The organism is Arthrospiribacter ruber, assembly GCF_019343195.1.
Classification (GTDB): domain Bacteria; phylum Bacteroidota; class Bacteroidia; order Cytophagales; family Cyclobacteriaceae; genus Arthrospiribacter; species Arthrospiribacter ruber.
Map to the genome: position 1 here is coordinate 73,572 of NZ_RPHB01000001.1, position 19,484 is coordinate 93,055.

Genomic DNA, 19,484 nt, shown 5'->3' on the forward strand with positions numbered 1-19,484 from the left:
TCTTGATGGGTTTATCCAAGGATGGATGGAAGTCGATTGTTCATGTTAAATGACAAAACGAAAGCTGTTAACTTTTGCGCTTAGTGGTACCATTCAAGAAGAGGAAAAAGAGTTGACATTGTCTATTTTTTTAAGGCTTTTCTTCATAAAGTTTTATCTGCTGTGTTTATATATAGGCCTCGTGACGATAGTCTTTGGTCTTGGGAAATTTTCCAATATTGAGCAAAGAGCAGGTTCCAGCATCGTTCACACTTTTGTTAATTTCATAGTTTTAGCACCTATTTTGGAAGGATTGATTTTTAGAAATCACCTAAATTTAAAGTTAGAAAACATAGTGCTGGCTTTATTGCTTTCGATAATTTTATTTTGGGGTGACTGGTTTATTGTAATTTTATTGTGGTATTTTATTCTTGTTGGTTATACTAGGATTCGAAAAATTTTCATCTCAAGACTCCTTTTGATCTATTCTTCCAGTATTATTTTTGCCTTTGCGCATCATTATCAGATCATTGACTGGAATAATTCAGGGACTATCGTTGATTTTTTTTAAAAATCTGTTCCTCAATTTATAGGAGGACTTTTCTATTGTTACATCTACTTCCGGAATGGTGTCATTGTATCTATGCTTTTTCATGCTTTTTGGAATTTGCTGCCATTTTTATCGGAATGTCTTAGAATTGCGTCTGAAGTCCCTTAGATTTTTTTTGTTCACAAAAGCAAATTCGAGTATGCTTTATAGGAATTCCTATAAGGCAGAGAAATTATGATTATTTGGTGATTATTGGATTTTGGAGAAAAAAATACATTTTTTTTCCTCCGTGCTGTTTTTATGCACGGAGGGAGGGTAATTTAGTTCTATGATCAGTTGTCGGGAACCATGCTAGCTAAGAATCCGGCAGACTGAGATTGGGAAAACCCAGCGCCCGGTAAAGGTTGGGGGGAAAATGAAAATTGTTTAAATTATGGAAAAGTTTGAAGAATTGAGTTTTGAGGAGATGGTGGAGGTTGAGGGGGGGTTAGGATTCTGGGCAACAGTTGGTGCAGGGATTCTAGTTGCGTCTGCTGTAGCCATTATTTCGGATTGGGACAATTTTAAAGCCGGTCTTAAAGGGGAACCTGAAATTAAATGTACATGTAATTAAAATTCTTTTGCTATGGAACCTTTAAATCAAAATGAACTATTCGTATTAAGCGGAGGAGGATTTGCTTATGATGTAGGGTGTGGATTAAGGTATGCAGGTAATTTTCTTGCAGGTTATTTCTCTTCGGGCGGACCTAGTAATCCCAATTCAATTGCAATGGGCGTTATTGTAGCAGAAGCTAAAAAATGTCCGAGCTAGTTTATTTAAAAGAAAATATTGGGTTAACAAACCCAATATTTTCTTTTGATGTATTACTTTTAATGTTATAAAGAGCGGTAGTTTAAAACTTTAAGACAATGAAAAGGCATTTTAATTCTGACTCGATGAAGAAAAACTTGAAATTTGTACTCACTTTTACCCTATCATTCCTAATATTTTTGTGGATATTTTACAATTGGGATTGGCTTAAATCTCTACTTTGATTTTTAGGGACTAATTGACTTAAAATACGCTTTAGAGTATTTAATTTCAATTTCTACAGATTTGTGTATATACAATTTGCTTAATTGCCTCATCGGTAATAAGCAAATTGACAGGGCAAGAATTAATATTCTTTAAAAAATATGTTAAAACTTTTAAAGTCGTTTTCTCAATTTCTATTCAAGAGAGAAAATTTCACTTTCCCAGCTATTACCAATGGGAAATTTTACTTGAATTTATTTTTATTCAAAGCCCTTGTATTTGTATTTGTGGTTTTAATTTTTAGAATTTTATTAGGTTTTGGAGGCAGTGATAATGCTCATCTACTTGGAGATAAAGGGATTTTAAAGATATTTTTGAATTTTATTATTCTTGCTCCGATTTTGGAAGAGATTGTTTTTAGGTACCATACAAATATGAAGTTTAGGTCTATAGTAATATCCTTTGTTGGAGCGATAATTCTATTTTATGATTCTGTTTTTGGTCTTGTGCTCATAGGGGGCTACTTAGGGATTTTGTTTACTTTTAAGAAATCCGGGTTTCATGTAAGCCAGCTTTTCCTAGTTTATACTTCTTCGATTATGTTTGGTATAGCCCATATCGCCTTTGTTGGATAATACGGTTCGATTTGTGCCACCTATTTCGGTGTAACTGTGCCGCCTATTTCGGTCAAACCGTGCCAGTTTTCTGAATCGGATTTCGGTTTGATTTGTGCCACAATTTTGGCCAGGTTTACCCCAATACTTTGAAAGATCAAGTTTAACCTGCTATATCGTCTTAAAAAAAGAAGATATGGCCAACGTACTTGATCCTATGGACATTAAACAGATTTTCAGTTTGCACAGGGATGGACTCAGTAACCGTAAGATTGGTTCGGTTCTGGGTATTTCCCGCAACACTGTCAACCAATATATTTCCTGGCTTACTGCCTCGGAATATGAAGTTGATGAGATTTTAGCATTCAATAATGGCAGGCTCAGGGAGATTTTCCCATCCCGTACCACTATCAAAAACGAGAGGTTTGATGCCCTGACCAAGTATTTTGAACAGGGTAAAGCGGCCAGAAACCATCCCGGATTCACCTTCCTGCATCACTATGATGAATACAGGCAGCTCGTAGAAGACCCTTACAGCTATACCCAGTTTTTAGAGCATTATCACAGGATATATGCAAGAGCTGCCGGATCTATGAAACTTGAGCATCTTCCGGCCCATGAAGTATTCATTGACTTTGCAGGTACAAAGATTGAGATCGTTGACAGGGAAACAGGAGAGGTCAGGAAAGCTGAAATCTTTGTATCTGTTCTCCCTTTCAGCCTGTATACTTATGTGGAAGCCTGCTGGACCCAGAAACGTGAAGACCTTATCAGCTGTATGAACAACATGATGCGTTTTTATGGAGGAGTCCCCAAAGCAGTAGTATCGGACAATCTCAAGTCAGCCGTTACCAGATCCAGCAAATACGAGCCTGAGATCAACCGTTCGCTCAAGGACTTCGCCAGACATTATGACTGTGTGATCAATCCCACAAGGCCATATAGCCCACAGGATAAAGCACTGGTCGAGAATGCGGTGCAGCTCAGTTACCAGCGTATATTTTATCCCATAAGAGAGATGACCTTCTTTTCTCTTGATGATCTCAACGGGGAGATCAGAAGACTTCTGGAGAACTACAACAATATGCTCTTCCAGAGAAAGGAGGCCAGCAGAAGGGAGCTTTTCCAATCCGTGGAAAGGGCTCTCCTCAAACCGCTTTCCAATGGCATTTACCAGCTGATGGACTATACACGGGCAAAGGTACAGAAGATCGGCTATGTTTACTTTTCCCCGGACAAAAGCCATTACAGCGTACCCTACAGGTTTATAGGCAAGTCTACCCAGATCCATTATACAAAGGATGTCGTGGAAATATACTACAGTCACGAAAGGATCGCTTTCCATAAAAGAGGGCCCAGGGGAAGCTACAATACCGTGGCAGACCATCTTAGCAGCACACATAAAAAATATCTCGACTGGAATCCCGAATACTTTAAGAAACAGGCTTCCGCCCTCGGTCCCAACGTGCTGGCCTGCATCACCGGACTCTTTATTGATTCGGATTACCCTGAAACCGCTTATAAAAGGGCAATAGGTATCATACAGCTATCAAAAAGCTACGGCAGGGAAAGGCTTGACGCTGCATGTAACAGAGCTGTATATGCTAAGGCGGTATCGTTGAACAGGATTAAAAACATTCTTGAAAACAATCTCGACAGGGTTGCTCCCGAAGAGCCTCCGGATACAAAAAAATCCCATATACCCATACATGAAAACATCAGAGGAGCATCCAATTACCAATAAACAAAACAATTATGAACAGTAACCAGACAGTGGAAAAACTCAGGCAGATGAGACTGGGTGCCATGGCAGAACTCCATTACCAGAATGTAAAAGACAACAGGTTTACCGCCTTTACGCCCGATGAGTATATTACTCTGCTGGCCGATCACGAATGGGAGGACAGGCAGGGCAAAAAAATGGCAAGACTGATCAAGGGGGCCTTATTCAAACAGAAAGCCTCAGTTGCCGATATCGACTACAGTCACAACAGAAACCTTGACCGGAATATGTTTGGCAGGCTTGCGACCCTATCCTTTATAAAGAAAAAGGAAAATATCATTCTGACAGGCCCATCGGGAGTCGGGAAAAGTTATCTCGCACAGGCACTTGGAAACCAGGCATGCCTGATGGGCTACAGGACCGTTTATGCGAGCACCTCACGAATCCTGGCAAAACTCAAACTTTCCAAAGTAGACGGTACTTACCTCAAAGAACTCAGGAAACTTCAGAAAACAAATGTTCTGATACTTGATGACTTTGGATTACAGGCATTCGATGCGACTGCCCGGGAAATATTGATGGATATTATAGATGACAGATTCAATGAGACTTCCACCATTGTTTCATCCCAGATACCCGTCTCAGCATGGTATGACATCATTGGAGAAGGGACTATTGCAGACGCTATATTGGACAGACTGGTAAACTCCTCACATAGAATAGATCTCAAAGGAGAATCTTTAAGAAAGGGAGTCTTGAAAAATGAATAAAAATTAACCTACTTTAAGCGATCTTTCAAAGTGGCACGGTTTGACCGAAATGACTGGCATGGTCAGACCGAAATATCCATTTGTCGACTACTCAGTTTTTTCAGAGAATTTCATAAATACTACTTTTGTAATAACGACTAGGTTTTTTAGTGGATTAATCGCTTGTTATGTGTTTTATATAAAAGGGATTTTGGCTAGTATAATATTCCATGGAGTTTGGAATTTACTGCCTTTTTTCTCTTTACTTATTTCAACTTTAAGTCTGTGAATTAAGGTTGTTTCAAGTATTGTAGTTTAATATTTTTGTTCAACAGTTATCGAATAAATAGTTTTTACCGCAAGTCAAGTAACAGCCGCAAGTGGAGCTTGTTTCTTAGCAGGGTTTGCTGGCGGGATAGCGATTGGAGCTGCCGTGAACTAAATTAATTTTAATATGATTAAGACTGTTTTGGAAGTATTAAATTCAGATTTAGGAAGAACCATTCAGACTATTGCATTTATTGCGTTTTTAGTTGGTTTTTTCCTAGGGATATTTATTGGTATTATAACAGATTAATTTTATGGAACTGGTTGTAAATAAATTTTCGAATGAAGTTCTTGATAATTTGAATTTCGATGAGTTAGATTTTGATGATTTAAAGCAAATCAATGGAGGAGAGCCAGCATCAGTTTCTGGTGCAGCGGCCTTGGCTGTTGGTTGTGGTCTTACAATAGGAGTACTTCTTATAGGTGTTGGGGTTGGTCTCGCATGTTATTATACTTGGAAGTATATAAGGGATAAGTAGTTTCAAAGTTATAGGTGTTAACCTAAACCATTTTTCAAATTCAAAAAAGCTATCTCTTTAGTCAGATAGCTTTTTTATAAATAAATATTTTGGAATTAAGTATTACAGATGATTAGCCTACCTCTACTCCCGAAATGGGTTCTTGGAAGCCATGTGTTCACAAATAACATTATATTCCATAATTCTATTTGTGAATACATGGCTAAATGGGGTTCTGTAGTTTAGTTTTCAGATTAGGTACTTGCTATTAGCTTTATGTAAAATGCTTTACAATGTTTTATGATTGAATTGGTTTTTGGACTTAGTATTTTTCTTGGCTTGATTTTACTTGTTCATGGAATAGCTGTACTTTATCCTATTAGAAAAAATCTGATGGGTTTTGTTGGTTTGTATATCGACAAATATCACCTGAAGGTCATTGCGGCCTTCTTGATGCTTGTTTTTGTTCTTTTTGTAGGATTGACCTTGTTGAATGTCAAATGGAATCTGATTTCAATTGAAAGAGCTTTTGATCTGTCCGCTTTGCTGAAAACTGTTCCGTCTGAATTGTCAGCGGTAATATTTGAGGAGCTTGTTTTCAGGGTTTTTATTTTTTCCAGTTTATTCTATTTCACTAGGAAAAAAGTAGCTGCTTTAGTACTGACAGCATTGCTGTTCTCCTTCGCACATTTTCCTCAAAATACATTAGAAGTGCTCAGCTATTTTCTAGGAGGAATCATGTATGGCTACGCATTTCTGAAATTCCAGACTGTATGGGTTCCCATAGCCATCCATTTTTTCTGGAATTTTATCCAAGGACCTGTATTGGGTTTCCCCGTTTCCGGAATGGAACAAGTTGGTCTTTTTCAGATTGAAATTGTTACGGATATATTTTTTAACGGTGGCGATCAAGGACCTGAGGGAAGTGTCTTGGGGATTATGATGAGATGTATAATCATATTGATGATTATTTTCTTAAAACCCGGTCCTCCCAATCCGAAATTTTTACAATAATCCAAGATTTCTCTTGTTCAAGTTTCTTGCAGTATGATGAACAGTAAGAATATCAATTCTACTTTCATTGATTATTTTGTAAATGATAATGTAACTTCCTTCAGTCAATTGCCTTATGGTCTTATCATTGAAAAAATCTGTAGTTTGACCAGAAAAAGGGTTTGTTTTAAGGATGTCATTCCGAGTTTTTAGTCGCTTAACCTGAAATCTGGCATATTTGACAGAATCTTTACTAAATAAAGTCAGCTATTTCTTTTAAATCATATACAGCCTGATCAGTCCAGTTTATTCGAACCATTTTTCGATTTCTTTATCCAGGTCCTCCTCTGAAATAAACTTATTCTCATTGGAGTCTTTCAGTCCTTTTTCAACTTTCTGGATAAGTATTAATTGCTCCACAAGTTCATCCAATGAAAATTCCTCAGGAAGTTTCTCCAATTGCCTCTTTACCTGTGATTTTGTTAACATAGTCAAAGTTTTTGTACAAGTTAGCTAATTTTCAAAACCCCAACAAATCCTCATCTACCATCTCCGGCAGCGTGACCTTTAATCCAGGGGTCCTTTCCATCTCCCTTTTTATCGCAAACAAAGCCTCCTCGTTTCTGGCCCAAGCCCTGCGGGAAATGCCATTGTTCACATCATAAAGCAGCATAGATTGAAGTCTGCGATTGGCTTCTTCTGTACCGTCGAGGAGCATACCGAAACCTCCATTGATGACCTCGCCCCAGCCTACACCGCCTCCATTGTGGATGGAAACCCAGGTGGCACCACGGAAACTGTCTCCGATTACATTGTGAATCGCCATATCTGCTGTAAACTTGCTGCCATCATAGATATTGCTTGTTTCCCGGAAAGGGGAGTCTGTGCCGCTGACATCGTGGTGATCTCTGCCCAAGACTACCGGTGCGGAAATATCGCCTTTTTGAACAGCTTTGTTGAAAGCTTGGGCAATTTTGATTCTGCCCTCAGCATCAGCATAAAGGATCCTGGCCTGTGAGCCCACCACCAACTTGTTTTTCCCAGCCTCTTTTATCCATTTGATATTGTCCTGCATCTGCTGTTGGATTTCTGTTGGAGCAGTGGCTTTGATTTTCTTCATGACTTCTATAGCGATGCGGTCGGTTTTCTCTAAGTCTTCTGGATTGCCCGAGGTACAAACCCAGCGGAAGGGACCAAATCCATAATCAAAACACATAGGGCCTAAAATATCCTGTACGTAGGATGGATATCGAAAATCATTACCATTTTCAGCCATCACTTCAGCCCCGGCACGGGAGGCTTCTAGTAGGAAAGCATTGCCATAATCAAAAAAGTAGGTTCCTTTGGCCACATGTTTATTTACAGCTGCAGCGTGTCGACGGAGTGAATCTTGAACTTTTGATTTAAAAGTTTCTGGGTCATTGGCCATCATGATATTGGCTTCCTCGAAACTCAAACCCACAGGATAATATCCCCCGGCCCAAGGATTGTGCAGGGAAGTCTGATCGGAACCCAATTCTACGGTGATATTTTCCTCGTCAAACTTCTCCCATACATCCACTATATTGCCCAGAAAGGCGATGGAGACTACTTCCTGTTTTTCTTGTGCTATTCTTACTCTTGAGACCAATTCATCCAAATCTTCTACCAACTCATCTACCCAACCTTGTTCATGTCTTTTGTGAGCGGCTTTGGGGTTAACTTCTGCACATACGGTGATACAGCCTGCGATATTCCCTGCTTTGGGTTGGGCACCTGACATGCCTCCCAAACCTGCGGTCAGGAAGACCTTTCCTTTGGGGTTGATAGCTGCACCTAATTTTTTTCTAAAAGCATTCATTACCGTAATGGTCGTACCATGCACAATTCCCTGAGGGCCAATATACATATACGAACCTGCGGTCATCTGTCCATATTGGGTGACGCCGAGCGCATTGTATTTCTCCCAATCATCAGGTTTGGAATAGTTGGGGATCATCATCCCATTGGTGACTACGACTCTTGGGGCATCTTTGGAAGAAGGGAAAAGTCCCATTGGATGACCAGAGTAAATGTGGAGGGTTTGCTCGTCTGTCATTTCAGACAAATATTGCATGGTGAGCAAGTACTGGGCCCAGTTTTGGAAAACAGCCCCATTTCCACCGTATGTAATTAGTTCTTGCGGATGTTGGGCCACTGCTGGATCCAGGTTATTTTGGATCATCAGCATGATGGCTGCTGCCTGTTGGCTTTTGGCTGGATATTCCGAAATCGGCCTGGCAAACATTTCATAGTCCGGCATAAATCGGTACATATAGATCCTTCCGTATTCCTGTAACTCTTCAAAAAACTCCTTTGCCAGTTCCGCATGCCAGTCTTTGGGGAAATAGCGAAGCGCATTTCTCACCGCCAACTTTTTCTCTTCTGCACTCAAAATATCTTTTCGCTTAGGTGCATGCGAAAAATCAGGATTTGGTTGCTTCTTAGAGGGTAGGGTAGAGGGTATGCCTTGGGTTATTTGGTCTTGGAAGGTCATGTTTGATTTTTTTGTTTTGGATTCTAAAATGCTGAATTAAGAATTAATGAATGCTACTGAATTGGGCTTCAACTTGTCATTTCGACGCCAGGAGAAATCTATTGCCAACCTGAGATAAAATAGACCTCTCCTATCGTCGAGGTGACAAGGAGAACTTATTTCCACAATATTTCGCCACAGGCTTATTTCAACTATATTTCCATCGAATATCAGCTTTATATCAATTACACCTCTATTCCCCTTTTAAATACCTTAGACGGCTTCAACCTTCCCTGCTGATAAGTAATCTCTCTATAGTCAGCGGTAGGGAAAAGAACGATATCGGCCAACATACCTAGATTCAATTGTCCTCGGTCGTGGAGGTTGAGTGCGGCTGCGGCTCTTGTGGTGATGGCAGCGAGAATTTCAGCATTGCTGAGTTTCTCGTAAGTTCCTAAAACAGCAGCCTGCATAAGCAAATCACCCATGGGGGCCGAACCTGGATTCCAGTCAGAGGCGATGGCCAGGGAAGCACCAGCATCTAGTAGTTTTCGTGCGGGAGTATAGGCTACACCCAAACCCATGGAGGCACCAGGCAAGGCTACTGCTATGGTGTCTGAACTTGCCAATAACTCAATTTCCTTTTCGGTGCTGGCTTCTAGGTGGTCTGCTGAAATGGCTCCGAAATCCACTGCTACTAGTGAACCGCCAGCATGAAACTGGTCTGCATGCACGGTGATGTCAAAACCCATTTCTTTTGCTTTTTGGAAATAAGAATGGATATCATCAGCAGTAAAAGCAGTCTCTTCGATAAATGCATCAATTCGATTGGCTAAACCTTCTGCCTTTAAAACAGGAAAAACTTCCTCACTTATGCTTTTCAAATAATCCCTTTGGGTTCCTTGAAAGTCTTTAGGTGGGATATGGGCAGCTAGACAAGTTGGAACAAGGTCTGCATAGGTACTTTCATTGGCTTCTTGGATGGCTCGGAGCATTTTGAGTTCTTCGGCTACGGAGAGGCCATAACCGCTTTTGACTTCAATGGTGGTGATACCGTCTTTGAGGTGCCTGTTGGCTCGCTGAAGGGTCAGTTGAACTAGCTTTTCTAGATTGGCTTTGCGGGTTTGTGTGACCGTATCCCAGATACCTCCACCTGCTTTGGCGATTTCCAGGTAGGATTTGCCTGCATTCCGCATGGCATAGTCTTGGGCACGGCTACCACCGAAACATATATGTGTATGACAGTCGATCAGGCCGGGTAATGCCACAAAATCGCCTTTGAGATTCACCATTTCTGCCCCGATAGACTGTGCTTCGGGATACAGGTCCCAATAGTTACCGACCTGATGGATTTTATCATTTTTGATCAGGATACCTGCTTCAGAAATAATCTCCAGTTGTTCATCTTTAAGCGCTCCTTTCAAGGGAAGTCCTGCCATGGTAACCGCTTGCCGGATAGGGCCTATGAAGGTATGTTTGATGGTTTGCATATTCATTTTTTAAATTGCCACAAAGGCACAAAGACACAAAGCTTTGGTATTTGGCTCGCAAAGCCGCAAAGTCGCAAAATCTTTTGTAAGATAGAGAAAACTGTCTTCCTTCTTGTTTCTGATTTCTCGCATCTTATATTGCCAAGTAATATTTACCCGCTATTTTCTTAGTGCCTTGGAGACTTTGTGGCTTTCTTTAAAATTTATCAAAATCCCCTGACCATTGCGTCTCCAATTCCAATCCTTCTTTCTCAGCAACCTCCCTTGCCAAGTTAAGCAATTCCCCACTTCGGATGATCTCAATGGCAGTTTCCATATCTTTATACATAAGCTGATCTTCGGTGACATGCTTGATTTTGGTGCGCACATGTTCGTAGAGGGCAGTCATGATCTTCCCGGATTTCAAAGGTGCATGGAAATCCACTGCTTGAGCAGCACAGAATAGTTCTACTCCGAGTATTTTTTCCACATTTTCGATGACCTGCAAGGCTTTTCTGGCTCCTATACTTCCCATACTTACATGGTCTTCCTGACCTAGGGAAGTCGGGATACTGTCAGCAGAGGAAGGAAAACATAGCCCCTTATTCTCGGAAGCCAAAGCTGCTGTAGTGTATTGGGGGATCATAAATCCTGAGTTCAGGCCGGTTTCTTTCAATAGTAGTTTGGGAACTCCTGGCGTATCACCTTCCAAGGAAAGGTAAATCCTACGGTCGGAAATGTTCCCGATTTCCGATGCGGCCAAACAAGCATAATCCAATGGCATGGCTATTGGCTGCCCATGGAAATTGCCGCCGCTGATGGTGTGGTTTTCGTCAAAGACTACAGGATTATCAGTCACAGAGTTGATTTCAATTTCCAGGATTTGTTTCAGGTGCAGCCAGGCATTTCTGGAAGCGCCATGCACCTGCGGCATACAGCGTAAAGAATACGGATCCTGAACCCTTGCACAGGTAGCATGGGAATGCACAATCTCAGATTCATGTAAGAGGTTTAGGATGGTCTGCGCTACATGTTGATTACCTGCGTAGGGCCGTAGCTGATGGAGCTCTGCGGAAAATGGCTTGATCGAACCCAACAATCCTTCCAGCATCATGGCACCGGTGATGTCTGCATGGGCAAGGATATTATAAAAGCGCTCTAGAACTTTCACTCCAAACGCTGCAATAAACTGCGTACCATTGATCAGGCCTAAACCTTCTTTGGGGCCTAGGTGGATGGGGGACAGCTGATGCACTTGGAGGACTTCGGCTGCCGAGCGTAATTTTCCACCTACATGCACTTTTCCCAATCCTATCAGCGGCAAAAACAAGTGGGAGAGAGGAGCGAGGTCACCTGATGCACCTACGGAACCCTGCTTGGGTACTACGGGAATGATATCTTGCTCAATATGCCAAATCATTCTGTCCAGTGTATCTTCCTGAATTCCCGAGAAACCTTTTGCCAATGCATGGATTTTTAGGATCAGCATCAGCTTGGAAATCTCCACAGGAATAGGTTCACCGACACCTACTGCATGGCTTTTGAGCAGGTTCTCCTGGAGTTTACGGGTCTGATCGGGTGAGATCAGCGTAGTGCACAATGGCCCAAAACCGGTATTGATGCCATAGACAGGTTGGCCATTGGCTACGATTTTTTCAACCGCAGCAGCACTGGATTTAACTTTTTCCCGTGTCTCAGGGGTAAGGATACCTCTCATTTCCCCTCTGGCAATTCCCAGGGCAATGGAAGCTGTGAGGTGTTGTTGGGCGTATTGGAAGGTTTTCATAGGAGTCTTGTTGGTTTATTGCCACAAAGGCACAAAGGCACTAAGATTTTTATTTTGGTTTTCCACAATGGCACAAAGGCACTAAGATTTGTACTTTGGTTTGCTGCAAACCTGCCTGAATGCAGACAGGGGCGCAAAGGCACTACGAATTAAATATGGCTAGAAAATACCAATACCTAGAAATTATTCTTTGAGCCTTCGTGACTTCGTGGCATTGAAATTCAAAAATAGTCAGTTATAAACATAATTATAAATACCAATTTCATGCATTAATAATAACTATTGGTTATTTAAAAATAAACGTTTAAATTCACAGTAATACTTGGGTCTATTAATTTGCAGTCGTATTTTGGTTTCAATGATTTAAACTTTTATGAAATTGAATTTAATGCGCTCAGTATTGAAGAAGAAAGGATAGGAAAGTGTATTGTAAATGCTTCTTACATCATCCATAAAAGTATTGGGCCCGGGCTTTTAGAAAAAATCTATGAAGTTTGTTTGGCGCATGAACTGAGAAAAGTAGGTTTGGATGTAAAAAGACAAGTTACTATTCCAATTCAGTATGATGGAATACAATTTGATGAAGGTCTGAGGTTAGATTTATTGGTCGAAGATAAAGTTGTTATTGAGATCAAATCAGTAGAACAAGTAAATCCTGTTTGGGAAGCTCAGATTATCAGTCATTTGAAATTGACAGGTTTATCCCTTGGTTATTTGAGAAACTTTAATGTACCATTAATAAAGAATGGGATAAGGAGGTTTCGTAATTAAATGTATTGCCACTAAGACGCAAAGGCACGAAGAAAATTGAATAAAGGTTAAACCAAAAATCATAAATACCAACCTAATAAATGAAATGGTGGCAATACCTAGTCCTATCTTTTCCGTAAGCCAAATGCCTAAGAGGACATGTGGCATATAAAAATATTCTTAGTGTCTTTGTGCCTTTGTGGCCACTCAAATCTTTCTTAGTGCCTCAGTGCCTTTGTGGCCCATATTACCTTTCTTTGTGTCTTTGTGACATCAAAAACTTTGGATTTTGACTATAGAATTAAGACACCTCGAATATTTCCGCGCCGTAGCCGAAGAACTCAACTTTGGCCGGGCTGCAGAGCGATTATTTATATCCCAGCCAGGTCTCAGCCGTCAGGTCAAGCAGATGGAGGAGATATTGGAAGTACAACTCTTTGAGCGGACCAAGAGAAAAGTCGAACTCACAGCTGCTGGTCAATTCCTCAAAGCTGAAGTAGACTACATCTTCAATCACCTGGAACTCACTAAAACCCAACTGAAGGAAATTGCTGCGGGTAACATCGGGGAGTTGAGGGTTGGATTTCTAGGCTCTGCGGCTCATACAGTAATTCCTGAGCTCCTCGTCAAAATCTCCCAAACTTATCCCGGAATCCAGACTTCTTTGGAAGAACTCAGCAATGCGATGCAGATCGAAATGTTGGAGAAGGATAAGCTGGATTTGGGATTTGTACGGTTGGCGCGGGTTCCGGAATCCTTGGAAATGAAAATGGTCCATCAGGATACTTTTTCGGTGGTATTGCCGAGAGAGCATCCTTTATCGGAGCATGAATTCAAGCATATAGGGCAATTGAAGGAGAAAAATTTTATCCTCTTTTCTCAGGACTATTCCTCCATTTACTATGACAAGATCATGTCTATCTGTGAGGATAAGGGATTTTCACCGCACATCACCCATAAGTCTGTCCATGCTCTGACCATTTTCAAATTGGTGGAGGCTGGATTGGGTGTGGCCATCGTACCAACTTCATTAAAGCAAGGTTATGATTTAAAGGTGAAGTTTATCGAACTGGATAAAATCAAGCAGAAAACAGAGCTGTATGCAGTATGGAAAAAGGGGAATAGGAATGCGGCATTGGGTAAGGTGTTGGGGTTGATATAAATTAATAGTGATATTGATAGATATTGTTTGAAATATTATAGATAAAAGTAGTGAAACAAGTGCCCGTTTAAAATTACAATTAGGAATTTAACAAATGAAAATAATGAAAAATCCGTTGACTAAAAATGTTAAGTCAACGGATTTAATATGAATGGACCAATTATCTGATCTTAATCTCATAACCAAGTGAAATGAAAGAAAACCAAGGACTTATACTATGTGATGCACTAAAAATTTGGTTTTCATATCTTATTTCTCTAATTTTTTTTAAGGCCTCTACTGTTGACTGAAAACGCAGAAATTGTTATTTCAATCTGTATTTAAGCCCAACTAGAACTGAAAGAAAATCTCCTGAATAACTGCCCTTAAAACTGTAATTTCTCTCTCCTAAAGTAAGGGTGCTGTAATCAAAAATTATCAATGGGTCAGTGAGGTTCCATCCGTAGGTTCCGCTTAAACCGGCAATGATTTTATTGCTCAACTGATAGTTGAAGCCTATTGATGGGGTAAGGTATAAGAAAACCGATGAGGAAGACACAGTGACTGTTCCCTGATTCACCAAAATATTTTGAGTTTCACTGGCAGGTATGAGTTTTATGCCTTCAGAAGAATTAAATTCTACCTTATTCATTTTAGGTCTGGATTGGACAAAAATATCCAATCCTAAGAATGGTCTTAATTTACGTTTACTTAGAAATTCTTTTTCCAGGCCAAGTGAAATATTGGATACTTCTCTAATCAAAACCGGATCAGAAAACTCCCTAAAAGCAATATTTGTGCTGTAAGTCATTAAGCCCAAACCTGTCTTTAGCCTAAGGTTATCACTTAATTCCAAATACCCGTTAAATCTGATCTGTGGATTGAGGGTATTTTTCAAAGTCAAACCCTGCAAATTACTTTGATCAATATTTCCAAACTGCATAGCCGGGCCTAGCTCTATACCTAAAATCACTTCTTTTTGGCTTTGCGCAGATAAGTCAATTTTACCAAATCCGAAAATTAGGAACAGTGTTAAATTTATGTATTTAGTATCCATCTCTAACATCATCTAATTTTTTAGAAGATTCCGCTTCAATAGAAAGAGGATGGTCATTTAAGTTATCCTGACACCCCCCCCATTATCAAAACCAAAGCAGTACCTAAAACTGCGGATTCACGCATAGTGCAAAGGAATTTTGTTTTCATCGAATTTAAAGTCTAGAGTTGAAAATATGTATTTAAGATACAACTAATTCTTTCAAATTATTTTATTAATATGTTAATTTTATAAGATTTATTTTAATGTTATAGCTTAATAGGTCGTATTTTGTTTTGTTATGATTTATTTATTATGATTTGGTTGAATACTCATTGATCGTTTTTTTTAAATTTTTCCTTCAATTCTCCTCCTCAAATCCATGCCTTTCTGTGAGGATAAGGGATTCTCACCACGAATCACCCATAAGTCTGTCCATGCCCTGACCATATTCAAACTGGTGGAGGCTGGATTGGGGGTGGCCATAGTGCCCACATCCTTGAAACAAGGGTATGATTTAAAGGTGAAGTTTATCGAACTGGATAAAATCAAGCAAAAAACGGAGTTATATGCCGTTTGGAAAAAGGGGAATAGGAATGCGGCTTTGGGTAAGGTGTTGGGGTTGATATAAATTAATAGTGATATTGAGAGATATTTGCGCTGCGATATTGATGGATATTGAAAAATGCTCTTCGAAATACAATAAAAAAAGTAGAGTGATAAAATTTTCGTGTGCTTATGAAAGTTATAACATGTTATTACTTTATTCGTATATTTGAATATGGAAGCAAAAATCAGAAAAATCGGGAATAGTAGTGGGATTATTTTGCCCAAAGCATTGATTGATAAATATGATCTTTCTGAAGTAGTAATTGAAGATCATGGTGATGGCATTATGATCAGGCCAGCTTCTAAATCCATATTTCAGGTGAAAATTGAGGAAGCTCGAAAAAACAAAAAGTCCATTTATTCAGAAATGGAAAAAGAGGCCTCTGATCCTGAGACTAGATCATATTATGAGCAAGAAGTTGAGGAATGGGGTGATATTGATACAGAAATCATTGAATGATGAAAAATGGAGAAGTGTGGCTGGTGAACTTTGAACCTCAAGTTGGCCAAGAAATAAAAAAAACCAGGCCAGCAATCATTGTAAATGATGATTCCCTTGGGGTGTTGCCTTTGAAGATAGTTGTTCCGTTGACCGATGGGACTAAGGAACAAAAGAGTTGGATGGTTCTCCTATACCCTAATCATCTCAATGGATTATCAAAAGCCTCTTTTGCTGATTGTTTTCAAGTAAAGAGTTTGTCTGAAAGAAGGTTTGTAAAGAAAGTTGGAGTACTTACAGAACTTGAATTGGCCGAAGTAAAGGTTTCTTTGGCGAAGATTTTAGGGTTGATTTAGAGTTTTGCTTGGGATGCTAAAGTTGAGAGAGAAGAAAAAAATGTCAAATTTTCGGCCTCTATACGATACATTATCGTTTTTTTGTAAAAACTTAATATTATGAAAGTTACAGCGATAATTTCCCAAGAATTGATTGAAGAAGCTATGGAGCTTTCTAAAGCTGATACAATAACAGAGCCTTTGAAGGTAGCCTTAATTTCATACATCCGCTCTCAAAAGGTCAAGCAAATAGGAGCTTCGATTGTGAGTGAGCCCTTAGAGTTTAAATACTCTGCTCAGGAATTAAGAGATTTGAATCGCTGATGAGAGGTGTTGTTTTTAAATGAATTGAAGCTTTGGACTTTGGATAAAAAGCTTAAGAGGGTAGTGGGGTATGAACGTTTGTTCCAAATTGGATAGTTTTCTTAATGAGATTAGGTTAAGGTTTTACGCAATGGGCGCAACGATTAACGCAACGCTCGCAAAGTTGAAGTGAGAGCAATTAGTTGAATGTGTGAATGTTGATTAGTTGCATCATCTTTCTTTTTTCCTTATCCAGATATTTATTCTTATAATTATTTACATGCTCCCAATATATCGGCGGAGGCTTATTTCTATTTTATATCGCGAAGCATATTTCAATTTCTAGATGGTCTTTCTAGTGTCTATTGTCTCACATCTTGTGTCTTTCAATCAAATGCCGTCCAAATGTCGGGTGAAATCCTCCCATTTTTCGGGCTATATTTGTAAGAATCCAACCAACTTGCCATGGTCAAACAAAATATTCACAACATGCAACAACCGCAACTAGGCCAGAAAATCCAAGAGTGGAGAAAGGCCAAAGGAATGACCCAAGAGGAATTGGTAGAAAAGTGCAATATCAACGTCCGAACCATACAGCGCATAGAAGCAGGGGAGGTGATGCCGAGGTCCTACACCGTAAAGACGATCTTGGAAGCGTTGGAAGTCTCACCTTCGGAGGTGAATCACCCAGAAAATACCGAACAAAGCTCAGATAGTTACAAAGACCTTCTTCCCTGGTTGAAGTGGGCATTTGTTGCGGGTATAATATATCTGATTTTTGCCATGGTGGAGTCGGTAATGGACATACAGCTTTTAGCAGGAGAGAAATTTGCATTCTTGGGTTTTGGCTTCTTTTATGCTTTTCTGAAGCTTTCCATTCTGGTCTTGTTTACAATCTTCACCTTAGGATTCCATAAATTGGGTCAGCTTTTTTCCAATCTCATGCTCAAGGTTATGGCCGTAATGCTGATCGTCTGGACTGCTATAGTTTTAGTGGAAGACGTGGTCACTTACTGGCTTGGCATAGACCTTGTCTCCGGATTGATTTTAAGATCCCTGATCTCTGGAGTACTGTACGTGCTTTTTGCTGCAGCATTTTTGCAATTGTCCAGATCCAAAGGAGCCTGCTACATTGTGGTCGGGGCAATTGGGATCGTGACAGGAATTTGCTTTATGTTTGTAGTATTTGCAATTCCAGGATTGATCTTTTTGACCGTATTCGAGATTGCTTTGGTGGTTTTGATTTATCAGGAATACAAAAAGCTTTCCCCAGACGAATTTTACAACTCTTTTGGTAAAGAACCTGCCATACTTTAATAGCATTGAAAAATAAAATCTTAACAACCTTTCTTTCCTCTGGTTATTGATGGAAAGAAAGGTTTTATATTTTTGACCATGTCGCAGCAAACTTTAGCTTCCAAAGCATACGAACTTATTACTGACGAAGGAGAAGAACGGGCCTGTGAGGCAATTTCAGAAAGGGCATGTAAGGAAACTCCGGGAAATTTTTTCAAAAATGTCTTCAGTGGAGCCCTCTCCAAATTTGCAGAGCAATTGGTCAGTCCCGGGACTACTTTACCTTGGATCTTGTCTGCTTTGGGTGTGCCCAATGCTTTTACAGGAGCATTGGTACCCATCAAAGATGCCGGGTCCTTGCTGCCGCAGTTGTTTGTATCTGCTAAAATCAGAGCTTATGCCATCCGAAAGTGGTTTTGGGTGATTCCTGCATTGGTACAGGCTTTAGCTTTGGTCGCTATGGCTTTTGTGGTTTTGGGAACAGAGGGGAGTGCAGCAGGTGTTTCAATTTTAAGCCTTTTATTGATTTTTAGCTTGGCCAGCGGTGTAGCCAGTATCAGTTTCAAGGATGTGGTCGGAAAGACCGTTCCCAAAGGGAAAAGAGGACAGCTCTTGGCCATGAGATCGACTATAGGCGGGATTCTGACCCTAATAGGAGGCGTATATATTCTACAGGATTTGGAGGGAGAACAGGATCAGAACCTTTTGTTTTGGTTGGTAATGGGAGGAGCTATTCTTTGGATACTTTCAGCTTTGCTATTCTCACTGATTGCGGAAGAAAAGGGGGCCACAGAAGGAGGCAGGTCACCGGTAAATGAGATCAAAAATGCATGGAAGTATTGGAAGGAAGACAGCAACCTTCGCCGTTTTATTTTTACCCGGGGGCTACTGATGGCGATTCCTTTGGCACAGCCCTTTTTCGTGGTCTTGGGTAAAGAGGAATTGGGAAGTGAAGTAAATAATCTGGGAATCATGGTAATCGCGGCAGGTATTGCCAATATCGTGAGCAGTCCATTTTGGGGAAGATTTGCAGATCAGTCCAGCCGCAAGCTGATGGTATGGGTTTCTGTCCTTGGAATGGTCAATATTTCGCTGATGGCCTTATTTCCTTTTTGGCCGGATAGTTTGCAAAACATTTACGTTTTTGCAGCCCTTTTCCTGATTCAGGTGATGGCCCATGGAGGCGCCCGACTGAGCAGGAAGACCTACCTTGTGGATTTTGCTCCTGAAAAAGAAAGGCCCTTATATGTCTCTCTTTCCAATACTATGATCGGGATTTTCACCTTACTTGCTGCAGGCTTGGGGAGTTTTTCTTCCTTTTTCGGGGTGCAGGTAATGCTGTTTGTCTTTGTAGGGCTCTTGGGTTTAGGTCTTTTTCTGGCTTTTAAATTAAAAGAGGTTTAAGGGGCTAAGCCGTT

The 19,484-nt window shown here is 40.2% G+C and carries 22 protein-coding genes; 16 read left to right on the forward strand and 6 right to left on the reverse strand.

The genetic code is table 11. The annotated features are described in order from the left end of the window. The first annotated feature begins 592 nt into the window (after nucleotides 1-592). From EGN73_RS22785 to EGN73_RS00335, 8 genes are all read left to right on the forward strand, one after another. Entirely contained in the window at nucleotides 593-697 is a 105-nt protein-coding gene (locus EGN73_RS22785; protein WP_425515015.1) for a hypothetical protein, read from the forward strand. A 265-nt stretch (nucleotides 698-962) separates the two neighbouring features. After that, complete coding sequence (locus EGN73_RS00305) at nucleotides 963-1,142, forward strand: class IIb bacteriocin, lactobin A/cerein 7B family (protein ID WP_219286047.1); 180 nt, start codon at nucleotides 963-965, stop codon at nucleotides 1,140-1,142. 12 nt (nucleotides 1,143-1,154) lie between these two features. Further along, complete coding sequence (locus EGN73_RS00310) at nucleotides 1,155-1,340, forward strand: hypothetical protein (protein WP_219286048.1); 186 nt, start codon at nucleotides 1,155-1,157, stop codon at nucleotides 1,338-1,340. Nucleotides 1,341-1,705: 365 nt separating this feature from the next. Then, a complete protein-coding gene (locus tag EGN73_RS00315; RefSeq protein ID WP_219286049.1) occupies nucleotides 1,706-2,179 on the forward strand; it encodes a hypothetical protein in 474 nt (157 codons plus the stop codon). 175 nt (nucleotides 2,180-2,354) lie between these two features. Continuing rightward, on the forward strand, nucleotides 2,355-3,902 hold the full coding sequence (istA, locus tag EGN73_RS00320; protein WP_219286050.1) for an IS21 family transposase: 1,548 nt from the start codon (nucleotides 2,355-2,357) through the stop codon (nucleotides 3,900-3,902). Nucleotides 3,903-3,913: 11 nt separating this feature from the next. Next, entirely contained in the window at nucleotides 3,914-4,651 is a 738-nt protein-coding gene (istB, locus tag EGN73_RS00325; RefSeq protein ID WP_219286051.1) for an IS21-like element helper ATPase IstB, read from the forward strand. A gap of 560 nt (nucleotides 4,652-5,211) precedes the next feature. Continuing rightward, nucleotides 5,212-5,436 (forward strand): Blp family class II bacteriocin, encoded by a 225-nt coding sequence (locus EGN73_RS00330; RefSeq protein ID WP_219286052.1) that lies wholly within the window; start codon nucleotides 5,212-5,214, stop codon nucleotides 5,434-5,436. Between the two features lie 279 nt (nucleotides 5,437-5,715). After that, nucleotides 5,716-6,429, forward strand: coding sequence for a CPBP family intramembrane glutamic endopeptidase (locus EGN73_RS00335; RefSeq protein ID WP_219286053.1), 714 nt, complete (start codon nucleotides 5,716-5,718; stop codon nucleotides 6,427-6,429). On the opposite strand, the gene EGN73_RS22790 is transcribed toward EGN73_RS00335, so the two are convergent. From EGN73_RS22790 to hutH, 5 genes are all read right to left on the reverse strand, one after another. Continuing rightward, nucleotides 6,421-6,675, reverse strand: coding sequence for a type II toxin-antitoxin system RelE/ParE family toxin (locus EGN73_RS22790; RefSeq protein WP_219286950.1), 255 nt, complete (start codon nucleotides 6,673-6,675; stop codon nucleotides 6,421-6,423). The two genes, EGN73_RS00335 and EGN73_RS22790, sit on opposite strands and share 9 nt — an antisense overlap. 39 nt (nucleotides 6,676-6,714) lie before the next feature. Then, a complete protein-coding gene (locus EGN73_RS00345) occupies nucleotides 6,715-6,897 on the reverse strand; it encodes a hypothetical protein (protein ID WP_009034835.1) in 183 nt (60 codons plus the stop codon). Nucleotides 6,898-6,928: 31 nt separating this feature from the next. Beyond that, nucleotides 6,929-8,923, reverse strand: coding sequence for a urocanate hydratase (locus EGN73_RS00350; RefSeq protein ID WP_219286054.1), 1,995 nt, complete (start codon nucleotides 8,921-8,923; stop codon nucleotides 6,929-6,931). A gap of 224 nt (nucleotides 8,924-9,147) precedes the next feature. Next, nucleotides 9,148-10,392: an imidazolonepropionase gene (gene hutI / locus EGN73_RS00355; protein WP_219286055.1), complete on the reverse strand. Its 1,245-nt coding sequence runs from the start codon at nucleotides 10,390-10,392 to the stop codon at nucleotides 9,148-9,150. Between the two features lie 196 nt (nucleotides 10,393-10,588). Then, nucleotides 10,589-12,157 carry a histidine ammonia-lyase gene (gene hutH / locus EGN73_RS00360; RefSeq protein WP_219286056.1) on the reverse strand — a complete coding sequence of 523 codons (1,569 nt, stop codon included), beginning with the start codon at nucleotides 12,155-12,157 and terminating at the stop codon, nucleotides 10,589-10,591. A 336-nt stretch (nucleotides 12,158-12,493) separates the two neighbouring features. Here hutH and EGN73_RS00365 point away from each other — a divergent pair, with 336 nt between their 5' ends. Continuing rightward, complete coding sequence (locus EGN73_RS00365; protein WP_246611399.1) at nucleotides 12,494-12,928, forward strand: GxxExxY protein; 435 nt, start codon at nucleotides 12,494-12,496, stop codon at nucleotides 12,926-12,928. Between the two features lie 268 nt (nucleotides 12,929-13,196). Continuing rightward, a complete protein-coding gene (locus EGN73_RS00370; protein WP_219286057.1) occupies nucleotides 13,197-14,069 on the forward strand; it encodes a LysR family transcriptional regulator in 873 nt (290 codons plus the stop codon). A 304-nt stretch (nucleotides 14,070-14,373) separates the two neighbouring features. On the opposite strand, the gene EGN73_RS00375 is transcribed toward EGN73_RS00370, so the two are convergent. After that, nucleotides 14,374-15,021 (reverse strand): hypothetical protein, encoded by a 648-nt coding sequence (locus EGN73_RS00375; protein ID WP_219286058.1) that lies wholly within the window; start codon nucleotides 15,019-15,021, stop codon nucleotides 14,374-14,376. A gap of 445 nt (nucleotides 15,022-15,466) precedes the next feature. Between EGN73_RS00375 and EGN73_RS00380 the strand changes: the two genes are divergently transcribed. From EGN73_RS00380 to EGN73_RS00405, 6 genes are all read left to right on the forward strand, one after another. Beyond that, nucleotides 15,467-15,715 carry a LysR substrate-binding domain-containing protein gene (locus tag EGN73_RS00380; RefSeq protein ID WP_219286059.1) on the forward strand — a complete coding sequence of 83 codons (249 nt, stop codon included), beginning with the start codon at nucleotides 15,467-15,469 and terminating at the stop codon, nucleotides 15,713-15,715. Nucleotides 15,716-15,865: 150 nt separating this feature from the next. Beyond that, nucleotides 15,866-16,153 carry an AbrB/MazE/SpoVT family DNA-binding domain-containing protein gene (locus tag EGN73_RS00385; protein ID WP_219286060.1) on the forward strand — a complete coding sequence of 96 codons (288 nt, stop codon included), beginning with the start codon at nucleotides 15,866-15,868 and terminating at the stop codon, nucleotides 16,151-16,153. After that, nucleotides 16,153-16,488 carry a type II toxin-antitoxin system PemK/MazF family toxin gene (locus tag EGN73_RS00390; RefSeq protein ID WP_219286061.1) on the forward strand — a complete coding sequence of 112 codons (336 nt, stop codon included), beginning with the start codon at nucleotides 16,153-16,155 and terminating at the stop codon, nucleotides 16,486-16,488. Before EGN73_RS00385 ends, EGN73_RS00390 begins: the two co-directional genes overlap by 1 nt. A gap of 99 nt (nucleotides 16,489-16,587) precedes the next feature. Then, nucleotides 16,588-16,791: a type II toxin-antitoxin system VapB family antitoxin gene (locus tag EGN73_RS00395; protein WP_219286062.1), complete on the forward strand. Its 204-nt coding sequence runs from the start codon at nucleotides 16,588-16,590 to the stop codon at nucleotides 16,789-16,791. A 468-nt stretch (nucleotides 16,792-17,259) separates the two neighbouring features. Further along, nucleotides 17,260-18,087, forward strand: coding sequence for a helix-turn-helix domain-containing protein (locus EGN73_RS00400; RefSeq protein WP_219286063.1), 828 nt, complete (start codon nucleotides 17,260-17,262; stop codon nucleotides 18,085-18,087). A gap of 78 nt (nucleotides 18,088-18,165) precedes the next feature. After that, nucleotides 18,166-19,470: an MFS transporter gene (locus EGN73_RS00405; protein ID WP_219286064.1), complete on the forward strand. Its 1,305-nt coding sequence runs from the start codon at nucleotides 18,166-18,168 to the stop codon at nucleotides 19,468-19,470. The last annotated feature ends 14 nt before the right edge of the window (nucleotides 19,471-19,484 follow it).

Excerpts from the sequence above, each read along its gene's own strand:
- EGN73_RS00400 (WP_219286063.1), top strand. The coding sequence starts at position 17,260 with ATGCAACAACCGCAACTAGGCCAGAAAATCCAAGAGTGGAGAAAGGCC.
- EGN73_RS00345 (WP_009034835.1), bottom strand. The coding sequence starts at position 6,897 with ATGTTAACAAAATCACAGGTAAAGAGGCAATTGGAGAAACTTCCTGAG.
- EGN73_RS00315 (WP_219286049.1), top strand. The coding sequence starts at position 1,706 with ATGTTAAAACTTTTAAAGTCGTTTTCTCAATTTCTATTCAAGAGAGAA.
- EGN73_RS00330 (WP_219286052.1), top strand. The coding sequence starts at position 5,212 with ATGGAACTGGTTGTAAATAAATTTTCGAATGAAGTTCTTGATAATTTG.
- EGN73_RS00405 (WP_219286064.1), top strand. The coding sequence starts at position 18,166 with ATGTCGCAGCAAACTTTAGCTTCCAAAGCATACGAACTTATTACTGAC.
- EGN73_RS00385 (WP_219286060.1), top strand. The coding sequence starts at position 15,866 with ATGGAAGCAAAAATCAGAAAAATCGGGAATAGTAGTGGGATTATTTTG.
- EGN73_RS00350 (WP_219286054.1), bottom strand. The coding sequence starts at position 8,923 with ATGACCTTCCAAGACCAAATAACCCAAGGCATACCCTCTACCCTACCC.
- hutH (WP_219286056.1), bottom strand. The coding sequence starts at position 12,157 with ATGAAAACCTTCCAATACGCCCAACAACACCTCACAGCTTCCATTGCC.
- EGN73_RS00305 (WP_219286047.1), top strand. The coding sequence starts at position 963 with ATGGAAAAGTTTGAAGAATTGAGTTTTGAGGAGATGGTGGAGGTTGAG.
- istA (WP_219286050.1), top strand. The coding sequence starts at position 2,355 with ATGGCCAACGTACTTGATCCTATGGACATTAAACAGATTTTCAGTTTG.
- hutI (WP_219286055.1), bottom strand. The coding sequence starts at position 10,392 with ATGCAAACCATCAAACATACCTTCATAGGCCCTATCCGGCAAGCGGTT.
- istB (WP_219286051.1), top strand. The coding sequence starts at position 3,914 with ATGAACAGTAACCAGACAGTGGAAAAACTCAGGCAGATGAGACTGGGT.
- EGN73_RS00335 (WP_219286053.1), top strand. The coding sequence starts at position 5,716 with ATGATTGAATTGGTTTTTGGACTTAGTATTTTTCTTGGCTTGATTTTA.
- EGN73_RS00310 (WP_219286048.1), top strand. The coding sequence starts at position 1,155 with ATGGAACCTTTAAATCAAAATGAACTATTCGTATTAAGCGGAGGAGGA.
- EGN73_RS00390 (WP_219286061.1), top strand. The coding sequence starts at position 16,153 with ATGAAAAATGGAGAAGTGTGGCTGGTGAACTTTGAACCTCAAGTTGGC.
- EGN73_RS00380 (WP_219286059.1), top strand. The coding sequence starts at position 15,467 with ATGCCTTTCTGTGAGGATAAGGGATTCTCACCACGAATCACCCATAAG.
- EGN73_RS00395 (WP_219286062.1), top strand. The coding sequence starts at position 16,588 with ATGAAAGTTACAGCGATAATTTCCCAAGAATTGATTGAAGAAGCTATG.